Genomic DNA, 17,827 nt, shown 5'->3' with positions numbered 1-17,827 from the left:
GATGAGGGAGGTTTCGGTCCGGGGCATCTACCTGCGCCTGGTGCTGACCACCTTTTTCTGGGGCGGAACCTTCATCGCCGGGCGTTACCTGGCCCAGACCGTTCCGCATTTCATCGCAGCCAGTCTCAGGTTTCTCTTTGCCCTGGCCGGCATGCTGGTGTTCGCGTGGCTCAGTGGCCGCGCCATCCAGTGGCCTCGTGGCCGGCAATGGGGCGTGGCCGGCTTGCTCGGCCTGACCGGGATCTTCGCCTACAACGCCGGTTTCTTTGCCGGACTGGCGCATGTGCAGGCCAGTCGGGCCGCGTTGATCGTGGCTGCAAGCCCGGTCATGACGCTGTGCGCGGTCAAGCTGATCCAGGGCTCGGCCTGGTCCCTGCGAGCGCTGGCGGGTGTCGCGCTGTCTTTCTGCGGCGCCGTACTGGTGGTCTCGCATGGCGACCCGGCGACTCTGCTTCACGGGGCGCTTGGCATCGGCGAAGTCTTCATTTTCGGTGCGGTGGTGGCCTGGGTGGCTTACACGCTGGCTGCACGCTATCTGGCAAAGGGGCTGGATGCGCTGTCGATGACCTTGTCCGCAACCCTGTGCGGGACCGTGATGCTGCTCATCCCGGCCGCTTTCGAGGCGGGCAACGGTGGCTGGCCTCCGATCGACTGGCGCGCCTGGCTTGCGCTGGCCTACATGGGGCTTCTCGGTACCTCGCTGTCATTCGTCTGGTATTCGCAGGCGGTTGCAATGATCGGCGCGGCGCGCTCGACACAATTCACCAATCTCGTGCCGGTCTTCGGCGTGCTGCTGTCCGTGCTGCTGCTGGGCGAGGCCTTGCCCTGGGCGAGCGTGGCCGGGGGCCTGATGGTCGTCGCGGGCGTTCTCTGGGTGAATCGGCAGCCGTCCTGAGCGGCTCAGGCATCCATCGTTTCGGGATCGTCTTCGCGAAGGGTTTCAGGCGCATGCCGTGGCAGCGTGACGCTGAAGCAGGTGCCCTGGCCAAGTGTGCTGTCGACCGAAATTTCGCCGCCCAGCATGCCGGTGACGATGTTGTGGACGATGTTGAGACCGAGGCCGGTGCCGTCGCGCCCGAGTCGTGTCGTGAAGAAGGGGTCGAAGACCCGTTTCAGATTGGCGGGCGTGATGCCGACGCCATCATCCCGGCATTCGAGCCTGAGATGCTTTTCGCCCTCGGGCGTTGCCTTCAGGATGATGGTGCCGTGCTCACGGCCGTCGAAAGCGTGAAGCAGCGAATTGTTGAGCAGGTTGGCGATGACCTGGCCCAGCGGACCGGGATAGCTGTCCATCCGCAGGCCGGCGGGAATTTCGACCAGCAGCCGGTGCTGGCTCTTGCGCAGCACCGGCTGCATGGTGATCACGATTTCGTTGATGACTTCGCCGAGATCGAATTCCCGGCGCTGGGAACTGGTCTGGTCGACCGCAACCTGCTTGAAACTGCTGATGAGTTCGGCTGCGCGCTGCAGGTTGCGCATCAGGATGTCGGCGGCAGAGCCCGCTTCTTCCACATAATTGTCGAGGGTCGAGCGCCGCAGTCCGTTTGCGACCTGCTCCCGGAATTGGCGGTTTGCATCATGGAGCGTGCTGGCGACCATCAGGCTGTTGCCGATCGGGGTGTTGAGTTCATGCGCAATGCCTGCCACGAGCGAGCCGAGAGCAGCCAGTTTTTCGGAGCGGACAAGTTCGTCGAGCGTGCGTTTGAGCTTGTCGAGCGTGGACGCGAGTTCGGCATTGCTGGCGGCGAGATCCTGCGTGCGCGAGGCCACGCGTGCTTCCAGTGACTGATTGAGCGCTTCGATTTCGTGGCGTGCCTCGACCAGCGAGGTGACGTCTACTACCGCAATGAGCAGACAAGGCTCTTCGTCCATGGTGACCGGGCGCAGATGCAGCAGACAGTTGCGGGCCGCGCCCTGGGCGGTCAGCAGACGGATGGCCGTGCCCGAGCTGGCTTCGCTCGCTTTCAGCAGATTCTTCAGCAGCAGCCGGTCTTCCTCGCTGGCGTGCAGGCGGGCTTCGAGCAGGGGCTTGCCGACGAGGCGCTCGCGTGTGAAACCGAAGTTGCCGACGAATCCCGGATTGACGTCGAGGCAGCAGGTGTCGCGCTGCCGCAGCACGCAGATCGGAATCGGCGAATGCTGGAAGATCGAGAAGAATTTGAGCTCGCTGTGGCGGAGGGCCTCGGCTGTCTGGCGGCGCTCGGTCACGTCGGTCAGGAGGGCGGCCCATTGCAGGATGCCGTGATCCGGTCCGCGGATCGCCCGCAATTCCACCGCCGCCCAGAGTGGCATGTTGCCGGCGCCGAAGCAGGGCAGCTCGACGCCACTGAGCTGACGTCCGCCCGCGATCACATCATGGATCAGCGGATTCGGCGCAGCGGGATTGTCCGCATGATGGACCGACAGCACATCGGCGAGCTTGCGCTGCAGCACGGACTCGCCATCGCTGTCGAAACGCCTCAGGAAGGCCTGATTCGCCCATTCGATCGTGCCGTCGGCATCGGTCAGCGCGATGAGGTTGCTGGTCAGGCGGACCACGGTTGCCAGCCGGCGCACTTCGTCGTCGGTCCGCTGGCGCACGGTGATGTCTTCGACGAGCGCCATGATGCGCTCGGGCGCGCCTGCAGAATCGTGAATGACACCGTAATACCAGTGACAGACGATGGATTGGCCGTCTGCGCGCAGGCATTCCTGTTTCACGGTGAGCATGTGTCGCGCGTCCTGCCGGTGTCCGCTGAGCAGATCCATGCCTTCGCTCTGGGCGCTGCCATGCAGCACACTGGCATCACGCCCGATGATTTCCCGGGCATGCCAGCCGAATATGTGCTGGGCGGCGGCGTTCCAGTCGAGGATCTGCCAGCCGAGATCGAACTCGATGACAGCCAGCGGGCTCTGATCGACCAGGGCACTCAGGCGCTGTTCGCGATCGCGCAGGGCGGCCTCTACGCGCCGCCGCTCGCCCAGGTCCGTTTCGAGCGCTTCGTTTTTCTGTTCGAGCGTGTGGATCAGGTTCTGAAGCGCCTGACGGGTGAGCTCGAGCTGTGTCTCGACGTTTCCGATCTCGTCGTCGCGCAGTGACACGATCGGTCGATCGAGTTCGCCGCGCGCCAGCATCACGGCCTCGGCGCTGAGTTTCTGCAGGGGGCGACCGACCCGCCTTTGCAGGACGAAGAGGATCAGCAGCACGCTGACCACCAGTTGCAGCGCAAGCAGGCTGATCAGGCGAACGAGCTGTTGCTGGAGTGATTCGCGAAGTGCGCTGTCCGAGAGCACGAGATGGACATGTCCGATGGCTTCGCCGCGGTACATGACGGCGCGTTCGATCTCGTGAAGCTGGCCGGTGTTGCGTTCGGGCAGGTTGCGCGAGACGACGTGGCCCAGATTCGGGTCGCGGATGTCGATGGTGACGATCGAGGAATCCTGCATGACGGCGTCGAGCAGCGCCGTGGCCGAATCGTTGTCGAGCGCCCAGAGGCTTTCCCGCACACCCAGCGCTACGACATCGGCCTCATGATTCAGGCGGGTGCGGATCTCCCGATCGAGTGCGTGGTTGTAGTCGGTGGCCAGATACAGTCCGATGCCCAGCGCGGGCAGCAGCATGCCCAGCAGGACGGCATTCACGACGGCACGGCGGACAGTGGATTTCAAGCCGGTTCCCCTCGGGAATGTGCCTGGGTTTCAGGACGGTGCGCTTTCAAGCCAGCGCAGGAGTTCGGCGGCTTCCATCGGGTGGGCGTAAAAGAAGCCCTGGGCGTCGTCGCAACCGAGGCGGGAGAGGAGCGCTGCCTGCTCTGCGGTTTCGACGCCTTCGGCCAGAACCGACAATCCCAGGCGGTGGCCCAGCTGGATGACGACCTCCGGAATGCCCTGGTCCCGCTCGCCCTTGCACATTCCGGCAATGAAGCTGCGGTCGATCTTGAGGCGGTCTACGGAGAGTCGCTGCAGATAGGCCAGCGAGGAAAAACCGGTACCGAAGTCGTCGACCGCGATCCGCACGCCCAGCTTCTTGATCGCTTCAAGCGTGCGGGTGAGACTGTCGGCCTCTTCCATGGCCATGGATTCAGTGATCTCCAGCTCGATCAGCTGCGTGGTCGCGCCGCTGTCTTCGAGTGCCCTGTTCAGCGTTGCCAGGAAGCGCGGATGGCGGAGCTGGCCGACCGACACATTGATGCCCATGGTGACGGTGTTGTGCCCGGCGCGGCTGAGAGCTGCCTGCTGGAAGCAGGCCATGCGCAGCACCCATTCGCCGATGCCCACGATCATGCCCGAATGCTCGGCGATCGGGATGAAGCGAGCCGGCTCGATGAGCCGGCCGTCTTCCGTGCGCCAGCGCAGCAAGGCTTCGACACCCCGGACCTTGCCGTCGGCCAGTGCAATCTGCGGCTGGAAGCACAGGAACAGCCGGTGCCGTTCGATCGCCACGCGCAGGGCCTGAAGCAGCCGAGAGCGCTCCCGGATCTCCAACGCCATGTCGCGGGTGAAATAGACAAACTCGCCCCGGGAACTGCTCTTCGCGCGCCGCAGCGCGAGATAGCCATTCTTGACGGCTTCGGAGCCGTTGCCATCCACATCCACGAGATGGGCAATCCCGACCGTGGCGGAGAGCACGATCTCCTGCTCCTGCACGATGAAGGCTTCCCGGAAGATCGTCTGCAGCTTGGTGGGGAGTAACTGTTCGATCTGCCCCAATGCGGCGAAGGTGTCGCCCGACAGGCGGGCCAGCATGCACTGGCTGCCCAGCATGCTCTGGAGTCGCTGGGCGACGGCCTTGAGGAGTTCGTCGCCATAGTGGTTGCCCAGCGTGGCGTTGCTCTCCGCGAAACCGTCCAGATCGAGCAAGGCCAGGGCGTAGCGGCCACGCTCGCCCCCCAGCAGGCGTTCGTCGAGTTTCTTGATCAGGCTGCGCCGGTTGGGCAGGCCGGTCAGCGAATCGAAATAGGCGAAATCGTGCAGCTGGGCGAACAGCAGGGTGTTCTCGAGGCCGACCGAGATATTGGCGCAGAAGACTTCCAGCAGCTTCCGGTTGCTGTCATCAACGGCCATTGGTGCATCAAGATAGGCCGCCATGTTGCGTCGGGTGCGACTGCCGAAGAACAGCGTGGTGCTGTGATGACTGAAAATGTGCTGCCCCGCATCGAGGCAGCTCGAGATCGCACCGAAGACGGCGGGGTCACCGATGTCGCCCACCGGCATGTTGATGAGCGGGGCGTACTTGCCAGCGGCGGCAATGACCACCGTGCCTTCATCATGCCCGTTGATTTCCGGCGGGCGCTGCGCGCAGATGAGGCCCTCCGGGCGTACGCCGAGCAGCGCTGACATCTGGGTGATGACGCCCGCTGCGAAATTCCGGATGCCTGAGAGTGCGAGCAGCTCGCCGCTGGCATGGACGATGAGATCCAGCCCCCGCCGGTTTTCGTTGATCGTCCGGATCTGGCGGTAGGAGCGCACTGCGGAAGTAAGCGTGGTGAAGAGCTTGTTGCGTGTGAGCTCGGATTTGGTCTTGTAGTCGTTGATGTCGTAATCGCGGATGGCATCAAGTTCCGGCGCATAGCCGGGCTGACCGGTGCGCAGGATGATCCGCGTTTCGTCCATGCAGAACTCTTCCCGGATGTGGCGGACAAGCTTCAGCCCGGAGTCTTCCTCCTCCATCACCACATCGAGCAGGATGACGGCGATGTCGCGGTCGCGGGCGAGCAGTTCGCGGGCCTGGGTGGCCGAGTCGGCGTGCAGGAAAGTCAGCGGGCAGCCCAGGATCTCCGTGCCGCGCAGGGCGAAGGTCGTGGTGGTGTGGACGTCGGGATCGTCGTCCACAATGAGGATCCGCCAGGGTGTTCTGGACGCGGGAGGTGCAACCGGCGACAGTTCGCCCGTTTCGTCTGAAAAAATCAGCTCGTCCTGGCTGGCCTCTTTGCCCACAGCAGTTTTCCCTTCTTGTTCTGACAACAAATCAGGATTCCGGATCAGCTCAAGCCCCGTTGCGTCCGGGGCCGTCACAGCATAACGGATAGGCCGGACAGGAACTTGACTGTACCGGCAGGCAGGGCTTGATGCTTACACGGGTTTGCCCATATTGTGGGCCGGCTGTCGGGCAGGGCTGCGAAGGGCGCCGGATGGCCGGCGGCCTGAGTGGCGCTAGAATCCCTGCCTGAACGTCAGGGCGTGACCGGCTGCGGGCTGGTCTTTGCCGGCTGGGCTTGAGGTTGAGGGCGTGGCAACTCAAGGGGACCCTTGATGCCACAGGCAGACAGGGCGAAGCCCAGGATGCCGATCAGAACGAACGGACGCATGGTGTATTCCTGATGATCGGGAGGACAGCCATCTTAACAAAAGGGGCAGGCAGCATGGATGAAGCGGCATTTCTTGAACAGGCGGAAGAGATGCTGGTCTGCATCGAGGACCTGATCGGTCGCGCGATTGACGAGCAGGATCTCGATCTCGACCTGGAGCTTCAGGCCGGAGGGATTCTCAAGCTCGAGTTCGACAACGGCAGCCAGATCATCATCAACAAGCACGCCGCTGCGCGCGAAATCTGGATTGCCGCGCGCAGCGGGGGTTTCCATTTCCGTCCGGAGGGGGACGACTGGATCGGCACCCGTGATGGCAGGCCGCTGCTGGCAGTGCTGGAGGAAGCCATGACCCAGCAGGCCGGCAAGCCGGTGGTCCTGGCGCGCTAGCGGCGCAGCAATCATGACCGGCTTGCGCCGGTCAGATTACTGCTGAGGTGCCGGCGCAGATTCGGCGGCTTCCTCAGGGGCGGCCAGTGGAGACGAAGGCAGGTGCTCGGCGTAGATGTAGTCCGGGCCTTCATTTGCGAAGGTCGGCTGAACCTGCACCAATCCTTCCGGCATCGGCAAGAGCTGCTCCGGAACATCCTTGAGTGCGACCTTCATGTAGTCGATCCAGATCGGCAGCGCCAGCGTGCCGCCGGTTTCGCCCGAGCCCAGCTTTCTCGGCTGATCGAAACCGACCCATGAAACGCCGACCAGCGTCGGCTGGTAGCCGCAGAACCAGGCGTCAACATAATCATTGGTCGTGCCCGTCTTGCCGGCCAGGTCTGAGCGCCCGAGGCTCATTGCCTTGGCCCCGGTTCCGCGGCGAACGACGTCCTTCATCATCATGTCGGTCAGGAACACGTTGCGGGGATCCAGCACCCGCTCGGTGCCTTCGCTGCCGGCAACCGTGGGCTCGACCCGGGCGATGACGCGATCATTGGCGTCGCGCATTTCCTTCACGATGAAGGGGCGGATCCGGTAGCCCCCGTTTGCGAAGACGGCATAGGCCGAAGCCATCTGCCAGGGCGTGACCGAGCCCGAACCCAGGGCCAGCGTCAGGTAAGGCGGATTCTTGGCCGGATCGAAGCCGAACCGGCTGGTGACGTAATCCTGTGCATAGGCTGGCGTGATGGCCTGCAGCAATCGGATGGCAACCACATTCTTCGATTTGGCCAGTGCGGTCCGCAAGCTCATCGGACCGGCATAGTGGTTGTCATAGTTGCCCGGGCTCCAGGCCTGGCTGCCCGTCTGTTCAGCCGAGAAACTCACCGGACTGTCGTCCATGACCGAACCCGGGGTGTAACCCTTGTCGATGGCTGCTGAAAAAATGAAAGGCTTGAAGCTTGAGCCGGGCTGACGCCATGCCAGCGTGGCGTGATTGAACTTGTTGCGGTTGAAGTCGAAGCCACCGACAAGCGAATTGATCGCGCCGGTTGCCGGGTCCAGCGAGAGAAAGGCGCCTTCGACGATTGGCGGCTGGACGACCTGCCAGGATTTGCCGACCATTGCGACACGAATCACCGCGCCGGGGGAGAGCCGCTTCTGCTGCGGCGCATTGGGGGCCAGCATCGGTCCGGGAAAGCGCAAGGCCTGTCCGGTCAGGGTAACCGTCTCGCCGCCACGCAGATATACCACCAGCTTGTCCCGCGAAGCCTCCGTCACGATGCCCGCGCGCATCTCGTCGAGATCCGGATAGGGTTCGATGAGCTCTTCCAGCGAAGTCTCGTTGCCCTCGGCTCCCAGTTGAGCCAGATCGACACGGGCTTCGGCACCGCGATAGCCATGCCGGCGTTCGTAATCGAGCAGGCCTCTGCGCAGGCCTTCATAAGCCGCCTTCTGGTCTGCCTGTCTGATCGTGGTAATCACCTTGATGCCGCTGGTATAGGCACTATCCTTGAACTGGTCGTAGGCGAGCTGGCGCGCCATTTCGGCAACGAACTCGGCATGTACCGACGGCGAGCTGCGATCCTGGCTCCGGCTTTGGGCAAGCCGCAAGGGGGTCGCACGCGCGATCTCTAGATCCTTGTCGGAGATGTAGCCCAGCTCGTTCATGCGTCGAAGCACATAACGCTGTCGGGCCGTTGCGCGCTCCCTGTTTACGACGGGGTTGTAGCGGGACGGTGCCTTCGGAAGACCCGCAAGCATGGCGGCCTCCGCAACGTCAAGTTCCTTCAGCGTCTTTCCGTAATAGGCCTGAGCAGCAGAAGCAAATCCGTAAGAGCGTTGCCCGAGGAAAATCTGGTTGATATAGACCTCCAGAATCTGATCCTTGCTCAGGCTGTGCTCGATCTTCAGGGACAGGAGGATTTCATACAGCTTGCGACTGATCGTTTTTTCCCGGCTCAGGTAGAAATTCCGGGCGACCTGCATCGTGATCGTGCTGCCGCCCTGCCGATTGCCACCGGTGAGATTGAGAAGGGTTGCGCGAAGCAGGCCGGCAACGTCAACACCGGAGTGCTCGAAGAAGCGATCGTCTTCCGCGGCAAGGATCGCATGCTTGACGAGGTCGGGCACCTCCCGTATGGCGACGAATGTACGACGCTCCTCCCCGAACTCGCCGATCTGTGCACCATCTGCGGTATATATCCGCAGCGGGATCTTCGGGCGGTAGTCGGTCAGCGCATCGAGCGAAGGCAGTTGAGGCCAGGCAAAGGCCGCAGCGACAGCGAGTGCGGCAGCGCCCAGCAGGGGAATGCCCAGAACGATGAACAGACCGGCAAGAAGCTTCTTGTTTCGCATGATTTATCCAGACGGATTCGAGCATCGATTATATGCGCAGCTGTTTCGACACATCCTGTTGTGACCGCTTGCCCACGAAACCGCCGCTGTGCCTACCGTTCAGCGCCAGCAGGCTTTACTTGCACGAGAGCTTGCTGCTAGCATCTAAAGTAATTTATCGTAAGTTGACGTAACTGTCTGAAATTAAAACGAAATCTAGAGGGCGATCAGGCATCATGGACATCCAAGCTCTGCTGGGGGGAAGATCTAAAGCCTTGATAGGGCTGGATATCTCGTCGTCCTCGGTCAAATTGGTCGAACTGGCGGAGGCCGGGGCCAATCAGTTCCGGTTGGAGCGCTATGCGATCGAACCGCTTCCTCGTGACGCAGTGACAGACGGCAACATCGCCAGTCTCGAAGCCGTGGCCGAATCCATTCGCCGCGCATGGAAGCGCCTGGGATCCTCGACCCGACAAGTGGCGCTGGCCTTGCCTGCCGCGGCGGTCATTACCAAGCGCATCACCTTGCCCGCCGGGCTGCGCGAACTGGAAATGGAAATTCAGGTCGAGTCCGAGGCGAACCAGTACATCCCGTTTGCAATCGAGGAGGTGAACCTCGATTATCAGGTGCTCGGCCCGGCCGCAACCGATGCGGACGAAGTCGAAGTTCTGATCGCGGCGTCCCGCAAGGAAAAGGTCGAGGATCGTGTTGCCGCCGTAGAGGCTGCCGGCTTGAAGGCGGTCGTGATGGACGTCGAGTCCTTTGCTTCACAGGCGGCGTTCGACCTGATCAAGAGTCGTCTGCCCGAAGCAGGCAAAGGCAAGGTTGTCGCAATGGTCGACATCGGCGCGCAGATGATGAAAGTCACCATCCTGCGTGATGAAGCGGTGCTGTACTCCCGGGAACAGGCTTTCGGTGGCAATCAGCTTACTCAGGACATTTCCCGCAGTTACGGCATGAGCACCGAAGAGGCAGAGGCTGCGAAGCGTTCGAGCAGTCTGCCCGAAAACTATGAGCACGATCTGCTCAAGCCGTTTACCGAGAGCGTGGCGCTCGAAATTTCTCGCGCGCTTCAGTTCTTCTTCACTTCCACCCAGTTCAACCAGGTGGATCACATCGTCCTGTCAGGTGGTTGTGCCGTGATTCAGGGTATAGACCAGGTTGTTGCCAGCCGGACGCAGGTTTCGACAGAGGTCGCCAACCCGTTCGTCGGCATGTCGCTGTCCCAGAAGGTGAGACCAAAAAATCTGGCCGCCGAGGCCCCTGCCTTGCTTGTTGCATGTGGTCTGGCGATGCGGAGGTTTGACGCATGATACGCATCAATCTATTGCCCCACCGCGAGCAGGCGCGCAAGGAGCGCAGGCAACAGTTCATTTCGATGGCTGTGCTGACGGCGATTGTCGGAGCGCTCATCTGGTTTGTCGGCAGCACCCTGATCGGCAGCCAGATTGATGACCAGAACAGCTCGAATGATTTCCTGAAGCGCGAGATCTCTTCGCTTGACAAGGAAATTGCTGAAATTTCGAGCCTCAAGGAGCAGACGCAGTCCCTGCTCGCGCGCAAGCAGGTCATCGAGTCCCTCCAGAGCAACCGGACCGAAACGGTTACGGTGTTCAATGAGCTGGTCAAGCAGATGCCTGAAGGTGTTTTCATCAAGCTGCTCAAGCAGACGGGGAACCAGATTACCTTCACCGGCATCTCGCAGTCGAATGCACGGGTTTCGCAACTGATGCGCAACTTGGATGCTTCCCCGATCTTTGAAAAACCCATGCTGCAGGAAATCAAGGCGACTACTTTCAAGGGGCGTGTTGCAGGTGAGTTCGTGCTGGCGGTCAGCATCGAGAAGCCCGCTCAGGACGCGGACAAAGCCGAGCAGCCCAACAAGGGAGTCACGCCATGAACGTGCGTCTCGATCGCATCATCAATGATTTTCGCCAGCTCGATCCCAATGATCCCGGGGTCTGGCCACTGGCCCCCAAGGTTGCAGCGCTGATTTTCCTGCTCGCAGCCGTTGTCGCTGCAGGTTGGTGGTTCGACTGGAAAGACAAGTTCGAAGAGCTCGATCGTGCGCGCCAGCAGGAAGCCACACTCAAGGAAGAATGGCTGGGCAAGAAACGCCAGGCAGTCAATCTGGACGAGTATCGCAAGCAACTGGCCGAAATGAACCGTCAGTTCGGTGCGTTGCTGAAGCAGCTCCCGAACAAGTCCGAAATGGAATCGCTGCTGATCGATATCAACCAGGCTGGGCGCGGTCGCGGGCTGCAGTTCGAGCTGTGGAAGCCGGGTCAGGAGGCGATCAAGGAGTTTTACGCCGAGTTGCCGATCGCGCTGACGATTACCGGGGGGTATCACGATTTCGGCCAGTTCGTCAGTGACGTTTCGAAACTTCCCCGGATCGTGACACTGCGTGACGTGCAAGTCGGGCCTGGCAAGGACGGCATTCTTCGTCTCGACGCCTCGGCTGTGACCTATCGGTATCTGGATGACGAGGAAGTCGCCAAACAGAGACGCGAGAAGGCCGCGGCGGCAAAGAAGAAGTGAGGCCGGAGAGAAAATGATGAAAACAATCTGGTTGGTTCCGGTCCTGGTATTGCTGGCGGCGTGTTCGAACGAAGAGCACCAGGATTTGAGAGCCTGGATGGATACCCAGGCAAAGGGCATGCAGGGGAAAATTCAGCCCCTGCCGAAGCTGACACAATTTCCAACGGTGGATTACGAGGTAGCAGGACTGGTCGATCCCTATCAGGCGTCCCGTCTTGAGCCGGAGAAACGGGGAGGCAAGGCGAGTCCCCGGAACGATTCACGACGCCGTGAGCCGCTTGAAGCCTATCCGCTGGAAACCCTGCAGATGGTTGGCATGATGATGACGGCCGGCAAGCCGGTCGCTCTGATCAAGGCGGACAAGAACATCTATCAGATCCGGGCAGGGAATTACCTCGGACAGAATTTTGGGATGGTGACGAAAATCACCGAGAACGACCTTACGTTGAAAGAGCTGATCGAAGACGCCAACGGCGACTGGATCGAGCGTTTCAGCACCATGCAGCTGCAAGAGCAGGAGACTAAGAAATGAAAACCGTAACGCGTTTTATTGCGCCGGTCTTGTGTGCTCTCATCGGAGCTTTCTCTGTGGGTGCCGCGCTCGCGCAATCCACGCCGCCCGTTCCTGCCGCTGCGGAAGGAAAGAATGCGATCGAATCCATCCAGGCAAGTCAGTCTGGTGGAGGCATTCAGATCAAGGTCGGTTTGAAGCAGGCACTTGAAGGTCAGATCGGAAGCTTCAGTGTGTCGAACCCGGCACGCATCGCGATCGATTTGCCCGGTACCTCCAATGCGACCGGCAAGACTGTGCAGCCGGTTGGAGAGGGGGACGTCCGGAATATCAACATCGTTCAGGTGGCAGACCGTACCCGTCTCGTCATCAACCTTCTGCGTCCGCTGAGCTATGAAACGCGCGTAGAAGGCAACAACCTTGTGATTTCGCTGGCCGTTGCGACCGCAAAATCCCCGGAAGCAACCACGACTGCGAGGTTTGCCGAGCAGAAGGGCGGGCCGGACAATCATGCAATCCGCGATATTGCATTCCGCCGCGGCAAGGACGGTGAAGGTCGTGTGGTAATTGACCTCTCCGATGCCAATACCGGTATCGACATTCGTCAGTCGGGCTCGAATCTTGTGGTGGATTTCCTCAAGACTTCGCTGCCGGAGCGCCTGCGCAAATCGCTGGACGTGACAGACTTTGGCACACCGGTCACCAATGTGACGACTACCCAGCAAAACGGCTCGGTACGCATGGTTGTGAAGCCCACGGGCCTGTGGGAACACAATGCCTATCAGACAGACAACCAGTTTGTGCTGGAGGTCAAGTCGGTTCAGGAAGACCCGCGCAAGCTGGTGCAAGGCACCTCGCGTGCGGTGAAGTATGCGGGCGAGAAACTGTCGCTCAATTTCCAGAACATCGACGTGCGGTCTGTGCTGCAGGTCATTTCCGATTTCACGAACTTCAACATCATCACCAGTGATTCCGTAACCGGTTCTCTGACCCTGCGCTTGAAGGATGTGCCGTGGGATCAGGCGCTGGAAATCATTCTTCAGGCCAAGGGGCTGGACTCCCGCAAGAATGGCAACGTCATCTGGATCGCTCCGCGTGAAGAGCTGGCTGCGCGTGAAAAACTCGAGTTGGAGTCCAAGGCCCAGGTCAATGATCTGGAGCCGCTCCGTACCGAGACCTTCCAGATCAATTATCACAGCGCGAAAATCATTTTCGACAACGTGCTGAAAGACAAGGACAAGACCATCCTGTCGAAGCGCGGCTCGGTCATTGCCGACGAGCGTTCGAACAAGCTCATCGTTACTGATACTCCGGGACGCCTGGATGATGTCCGTCGCATGCTCAATGACATCGACATTCCCTCGCGTCAGGTTCTGATCGAAGCACAGATCATCGAGGCGGAAGACACCTTTCAGCGCAATCTTGGTGCTCGCTTCGGGATTCACAGTACCGGCGGGACCTCGAACGGCCGTAACGCTGTTGGCAGCACGATTACCGACACCGGCTATCACACTGGCCAGGTTTCGGATACGCCAGACTTCCTGACCGATGGCACCATGTGGAACGGTGCGGCGAGTGCGATTTCGGGACAGCAGGCGGGCTCCTTTGCGCTGACGCTGTGGAACGCGGCCGCCACCCGCTTCCTGAACCTGGAGATCTCAGCGCTTGAGGCGGATGGCCGTGGTCGCGTGGTATCCCGTCCCCGTGTGATGACGGCGGATCAGATCGAAGCGGTGATCGAGCAGGGGGTTGAAATTCCCTACCAGCAAGCGACGAGTTCTGGCGCCACTTCTGTTTCCTTCCGCAAGGCTAATCTTGCGCTGAAGGTCAAGCCTCAGATCACGCCTGATGGCCGCGTTTCGATGGCACTCGATATCAACAAGGACACGCCGAACACGACGATCTCCACTGGCGCAGGCATCGCGATCGATACCAAGCATGTGAAGACGGATGTCCTGGTTGAGAATGGTGGCACGGTGGTGATCGGCGGGATCTTCCAGCAGACAGTTACCGGCACCCTTTACAAGGTGCCCCTGCTGGGCGATATCCCGGTTCTTGGCTTCTTCTTCCGTCAGGACAGCAAGAAGGACAACAAGACCGAACTGATGGTTTTCATCACGCCGAAGATCCTGACTGACCAAGTCGTCTTCCGCTGAGAACGCAAAGGCCAGCGAAGCCCGCCCACCGCAAGGTGAGGCGGGCTTTCTTTTGGCGGAAAGGCCGCCTGCTGCTGCTAGAATCGTGGCGTGAATACGAGTCAAGCCAACATCTTTCTGGTCGGCCTGATGGGATCTGGCAAGACAACCATCGGCAGACAGCTCGCCCGGCGCATGGGACGGGCTTTTTACGATTCCGACCATGAAATCGTGAATCGAACCGGCGTGCGGATTCCGGTCATCTTCGAACTCGAGGGTGAAGAGGGGTTTCGCCGGCGTGAGGCGCAGGTCATCTCCGAACTCGCAAACGAAGGCGGGGTCGTTGTGGCAACGGGAGGCGGAGCCATTCTGAATCCTGAAAACCGGCGGTGCATGCAGGCTTCGGGCTGGGTGGTCTATCTTGATGTGCCCACACAGATTCTGCTCGAGCGGACGCGACACGACACCAACCGGCCCTTGCTCCAAGTAGCTGATCCTGCCGCCAAGCTGAATGCACTGAGAGCCGAGCGTGATCCGCTGTATCGCGAAATCGCGTCGCTGATCGTGGATGGTTCGCGGCAGAATTCGCAGATAGCCGTTACGAAAATCCTTGGAGAGTGGGAAAAGCGATGCGCACTGTCAATGTAGCTCTGGCCGAACGCAGTTACCCGATCAGGATTGGCGGCGCTTTGCTCGGCCAGGGTGAGCTCATCGCGTCAAGCCTTCGCACGCCGCGTGCTGCAATCGTGACCAATGCCACCGTTGCGCCGCTTTATCTTTCCCGTTTGAGGGACGCTCTCGCCGGCGCAGGCGTCGACCTGACCGAGGTCGTGCTGCCGGATGGCGAAGCGCACAAGGATTGGGCAACGCTCAACCTGATTTTTGACGGACTCCTGTCCGCGCGCTGCGAGCGCAAGACCACGCTGGTCGCATTGGGCGGGGGCGTGATTGGTGACATGACCGGCTTTGCGGCCGCGACCTATCAGCGCGGCGTGCCCTTCATCCAGATTCCGACCACCCTGCTTTCACAGGTGGATTCGTCAGTGGGCGGCAAGACCGCAATCAACCACCCCTTGGGCAAGAACATGATCGGGGCTTTCTATCAGCCTCGTCTGGTCGTCGCCGACATCGATACCTTGCAGACCCTGCCGGATGCAGAGCTGAAAGCGGGCCTGGCCGAAGTCATCAAGTATGGCCTCATCCGCGATCTGCCCTTTCTGGAATGGCTTGAGGCTCACATGGATGCGCTGCTGGCCCGTGACACGGACGCCCTCGCTTACGCGGTCGAGCGCAGTTGCGTGAACAAGGCAGAGGTCGTGGCGGCAGACGAAACCGAGCAGGGCGAGCGGGCAACGCTCAATCTCGGCCATACCTTTGGCCACGCGATCGAGGCGGGCATGGGATTTGGCAACTGGCTGCACGGCGAAGCGGTTGCGGCAGGCACCATCATGGCGGCCGAGTTGTCTGCACGTCTTGGTTATCTTGATGCGGCGGCCCTGAGCAGGGTCAGACGGATTTTCGAACGGGCCGGCCTCCCGGTTTCGGGCCCGAAGCTGGGGGTCGAGCGCTACATCGAGCTGATGCGTCACGACAAGAAGGTGGAGGACGGCAAGCTGCGCCTGATTCTGCTGGAGTCGGTCGGTCGCGCCATCATTCATGACTCGGCGCCGATGGCCGATATCGCAGCCAGTATCGAGACCTGCTGCAGCTGAATCGGTGACGAAGGTGCTTGCTTCCTACGCCGTTCAGGAAAACAACAGCCGGGGGCGCCAGCATCCCGAGGCATCACCTTCGACACGCAGCGAGTTCCAGCGTGACCGTGACCGGATCATCCATTGCACCGCATTCCGGCGGCTGGAGTACAAGACCCAGGTGTTCGTCAATCACGAGGGCGACCTGTTCCGGACGAGGCTGACCCACAGCATCGAGGTTGCCCAGATCGGACGCTCGCTGGCCCGGTCCCTGGGGCTGAACGAGGACCTCGTCGAAGCCATCGCGCTCTCGCACGATCTGGGGCACACGCCATTCGGACATGCGGGGCAGGACGCGCTCAACGAATGCATGAAGCCTCATGGCGGCTTCGAGCACAATCTGCAGTCGCTGCGGATCGTCGATCAGCTCGAAGAGCGTTATGCGAGTTTTGACGGTCTGAATCTGATGTACGAGACGCGCGAGGGAATCCTGAAGCACTGCTCCCTTCCGAACGCGGAAAAGCTCGGGGAGCTGGGCAGGCGCTTCATCGAGCGCCGCCAGGCCTCCCTTGAGGCGCAACTGTGCAACCTGGCTGATTCCATCGCCTACAACAATCACGACGTGGACGACGGCCTGCGTGCCGGCTTGCTGACACTTGAGCAGCTTGATCAGATTCCGGCCTTTTCGGCCCACAGCAGTGAGGTCCGCGCCTTGCATCCCGGTCTGAGCGAACGTCGCATGATTCATGAGACCGTCCGCCGCATGATCAACGCCCAGGCCAGCGACCTCATCGAACGAACACGGGCCAATATCAGGGGCGCCGGTGTCGAGACCCTTGATGAGGTTCGCGCCGCGCCAGTACTGGTGGCCTTTTCCGATGCCATGCGTCAGGAACTTCAACAGCTGCAGCAGTTCCTGCGTGACAACTTCTACTGGCACTACCAGGTATTGCGGGAAATGAACAAGGCGAGGCGGATCATCATCGACCTCTTCCGGGTGTTCATGGACGACATCCGCCTGCTGCCACCCCAATACCAGACGCAGGCGCGTGACGACCGGCCCCGCGCGGTCGCTGATTACATTGCCGGCATGACTGACCGCTATGCCATGAAGGAACACCGTCGCCTGTTTTCACTGGCCGAAGGGCGCTGAGTGGTGCGATGAGCCGTCTGCCCCGACTCTTCGTGCCGGGCCTGCCGTTGCTGATCACCCAGCGCGGCAATAACGGCAGCAGCATCTTTCATGATGAAGCCGACTATCGCCAGTATCTCCAGTGGCTGCGGGATGCGTTGCGTGAATCGTCCATCGCCCTGCATGCCTACGTGCTGATGCCCGACCATGTCCATCTTCTGGTGACGGCCGGTGACGAGAAGAGCCCGGGCCGTTTCATGCAGCGCCTGGGCCGTCAGTATGTGCGATGGTTCAACGACCGTCACCACCGCAGCGGCACGCTGTGGGAGGGACGCTATCGTTCGACCGTGCTGGAGCCCACTGCCTGGCTGTTGCCCGCGAGCGGTTATGTGGAGCTCAACCCCGTCAGAAGGGGGCTGGTCGCGGATGCGGAGCACTATCCCTGGTCAAGCTGTCGTCATCATTTCGGGCTCGGCCACGATCCGCTGGTCACCGACCATGCGTTGTACTGGGCGCTGGGCAACACGCCATTCGAGCGTCAGGCCGCCTATCGCCGGATCATTGAAGCCGGACATACCACCACCCAGCTTGCCGGCATCCGCTATGCGGCGCATTACGGCTGGATGCTGGGAGAGCCTTCCCCTGGCATGCAGGATTTCCCGCCGACCCGCAGAACCTCTCCGCTTCCCAAGGGCCGTCCCCGCAAACAAACCAAGCCTCATCAGGACCAGTAGCCGGGCGATCTCGGCTGCATTTGGCAGAGAAGGGTGCATGTGCGCCATTTTGAATCTGTCCCTATTTATAAACGCGCTATCGCGGTGCGTGTA

General features: G+C 61.0%; 15 protein-coding genes. 11 read left to right on the top strand and 4 right to left on the bottom strand.

What is annotated here, in order from left to right; translation table 11 throughout:
- The first annotated feature begins 1 nt into the window (after position 1).
- On the top strand, positions 2-895 hold the full coding sequence (locus tag ABDB87_RS06285) for a DMT family transporter (protein WP_345925128.1): 894 nt from the start codon (positions 2-4) through the stop codon (positions 893-895).
- Between the two features lie 5 nt (positions 896-900).
- Here ABDB87_RS06285 and ABDB87_RS06280 read toward each other — a convergent pair whose 3' ends face one another.
- From ABDB87_RS06280 to lptM, 3 genes are all read right to left on the bottom strand, one after another.
- A complete protein-coding gene (locus tag ABDB87_RS06280) occupies positions 901-3,648 on the bottom strand; it encodes a PAS domain S-box protein (RefSeq protein ID WP_345925126.1) in 2,748 nt (915 codons plus the stop codon).
- Positions 3,649-3,678: 30 nt separating this feature from the next.
- On the bottom strand, positions 3,679-5,916 hold the full coding sequence (locus ABDB87_RS06275; protein ID WP_345925124.1) for an EAL domain-containing response regulator: 2,238 nt from the start codon (positions 5,914-5,916) through the stop codon (positions 3,679-3,681).
- 236 nt (positions 5,917-6,152) lie between these two features.
- Positions 6,153-6,287 (bottom strand): LPS translocon maturation chaperone LptM, encoded by a 135-nt coding sequence (gene lptM, locus ABDB87_RS06270; RefSeq protein WP_345925122.1) that lies wholly within the window; start codon positions 6,285-6,287, stop codon positions 6,153-6,155.
- A 54-nt stretch (positions 6,288-6,341) separates the two neighbouring features.
- Between lptM and cyaY the strand changes: the two genes are divergently transcribed.
- Positions 6,342-6,674, top strand: coding sequence for an iron donor protein CyaY (cyaY, locus tag ABDB87_RS06265; protein WP_345925120.1), 333 nt, complete (start codon positions 6,342-6,344; stop codon positions 6,672-6,674).
- Positions 6,675-6,710: 36 nt separating this feature from the next.
- Here cyaY and ABDB87_RS06260 read toward each other — a convergent pair whose 3' ends face one another.
- Positions 6,711-9,011: a penicillin-binding protein 1A gene (locus tag ABDB87_RS06260; RefSeq protein ID WP_345925118.1), complete on the bottom strand. Its 2,301-nt coding sequence runs from the start codon at positions 9,009-9,011 to the stop codon at positions 6,711-6,713.
- A gap of 215 nt (positions 9,012-9,226) precedes the next feature.
- On the opposite strand from ABDB87_RS06260, the gene ABDB87_RS06255 reads away from it, so the two are divergent.
- The 9 genes from ABDB87_RS06255 (at position 9,227) to ABDB87_RS06215 (ending at position 17,734) form a co-directional block, all read left to right on the top strand.
- Entirely contained in the window at positions 9,227-10,303 is a 1,077-nt protein-coding gene (locus tag ABDB87_RS06255; protein ID WP_345925116.1) for a pilus assembly protein PilM, read from the top strand.
- Complete coding sequence (locus tag ABDB87_RS06250; RefSeq protein ID WP_345925115.1) at positions 10,300-10,890, top strand: PilN domain-containing protein; 591 nt, start codon at positions 10,300-10,302, stop codon at positions 10,888-10,890. Before ABDB87_RS06255 ends, ABDB87_RS06250 begins: the two co-directional genes overlap by 4 nt.
- Positions 10,887-11,531, top strand: coding sequence for a type IV pilus inner membrane component PilO (locus ABDB87_RS06245; protein ID WP_345925113.1), 645 nt, complete (start codon positions 10,887-10,889; stop codon positions 11,529-11,531). The genes ABDB87_RS06250 and ABDB87_RS06245 overlap by 4 nt, the downstream gene beginning before the upstream one ends.
- Positions 11,532-11,544: 13 nt before the next feature.
- Positions 11,545-12,063, top strand: a complete 519-nt coding sequence (locus tag ABDB87_RS06240) for a pilus assembly protein PilP (RefSeq protein WP_345925111.1) — start codon at positions 11,545-11,547, stop codon at positions 12,061-12,063.
- Positions 12,060-14,198: a type IV pilus secretin PilQ gene (locus ABDB87_RS06235; RefSeq protein WP_345925109.1), complete on the top strand. Its 2,139-nt coding sequence runs from the start codon at positions 12,060-12,062 to the stop codon at positions 14,196-14,198. The genes ABDB87_RS06240 and ABDB87_RS06235 overlap by 4 nt, the downstream gene beginning before the upstream one ends.
- A gap of 117 nt (positions 14,199-14,315) precedes the next feature.
- A complete protein-coding gene (locus ABDB87_RS06230) occupies positions 14,316-14,825 on the top strand; it encodes a shikimate kinase (protein WP_385917680.1) in 510 nt (169 codons plus the stop codon).
- Positions 14,807-15,889, top strand: coding sequence for a 3-dehydroquinate synthase (gene aroB, locus ABDB87_RS06225; RefSeq protein ID WP_345925105.1), 1,083 nt, complete (start codon positions 14,807-14,809; stop codon positions 15,887-15,889). The genes ABDB87_RS06230 and aroB overlap by 19 nt, the downstream gene beginning before the upstream one ends.
- A gap of 4 nt (positions 15,890-15,893) precedes the next feature.
- The gene (locus ABDB87_RS06220) at positions 15,894-17,021 is read left to right on the top strand and encodes a deoxyguanosinetriphosphate triphosphohydrolase (RefSeq protein WP_345925103.1); all 1,128 of its coding nucleotides are present in this window, start codon (positions 15,894-15,896) and stop codon (positions 17,019-17,021) included.
- 8 nt (positions 17,022-17,029) lie between these two features.
- Positions 17,030-17,734 (top strand): transposase, encoded by a 705-nt coding sequence (locus tag ABDB87_RS06215; RefSeq protein ID WP_345925101.1) that lies wholly within the window; start codon positions 17,030-17,032, stop codon positions 17,732-17,734.
- Positions 17,735-17,827: the final 93 nt, after the last annotated feature.

The sequence above is a fragment of the Uliginosibacterium paludis genome (assembly GCF_039631355.1).
Lineage (GTDB): Bacteria > Pseudomonadota > Gammaproteobacteria > Burkholderiales > Rhodocyclaceae > Uliginosibacterium > Uliginosibacterium paludis.
Note: the sequence above shows the minus strand (reverse complement) of the source record. Positions and strands in the feature narration are given on the sequence as shown.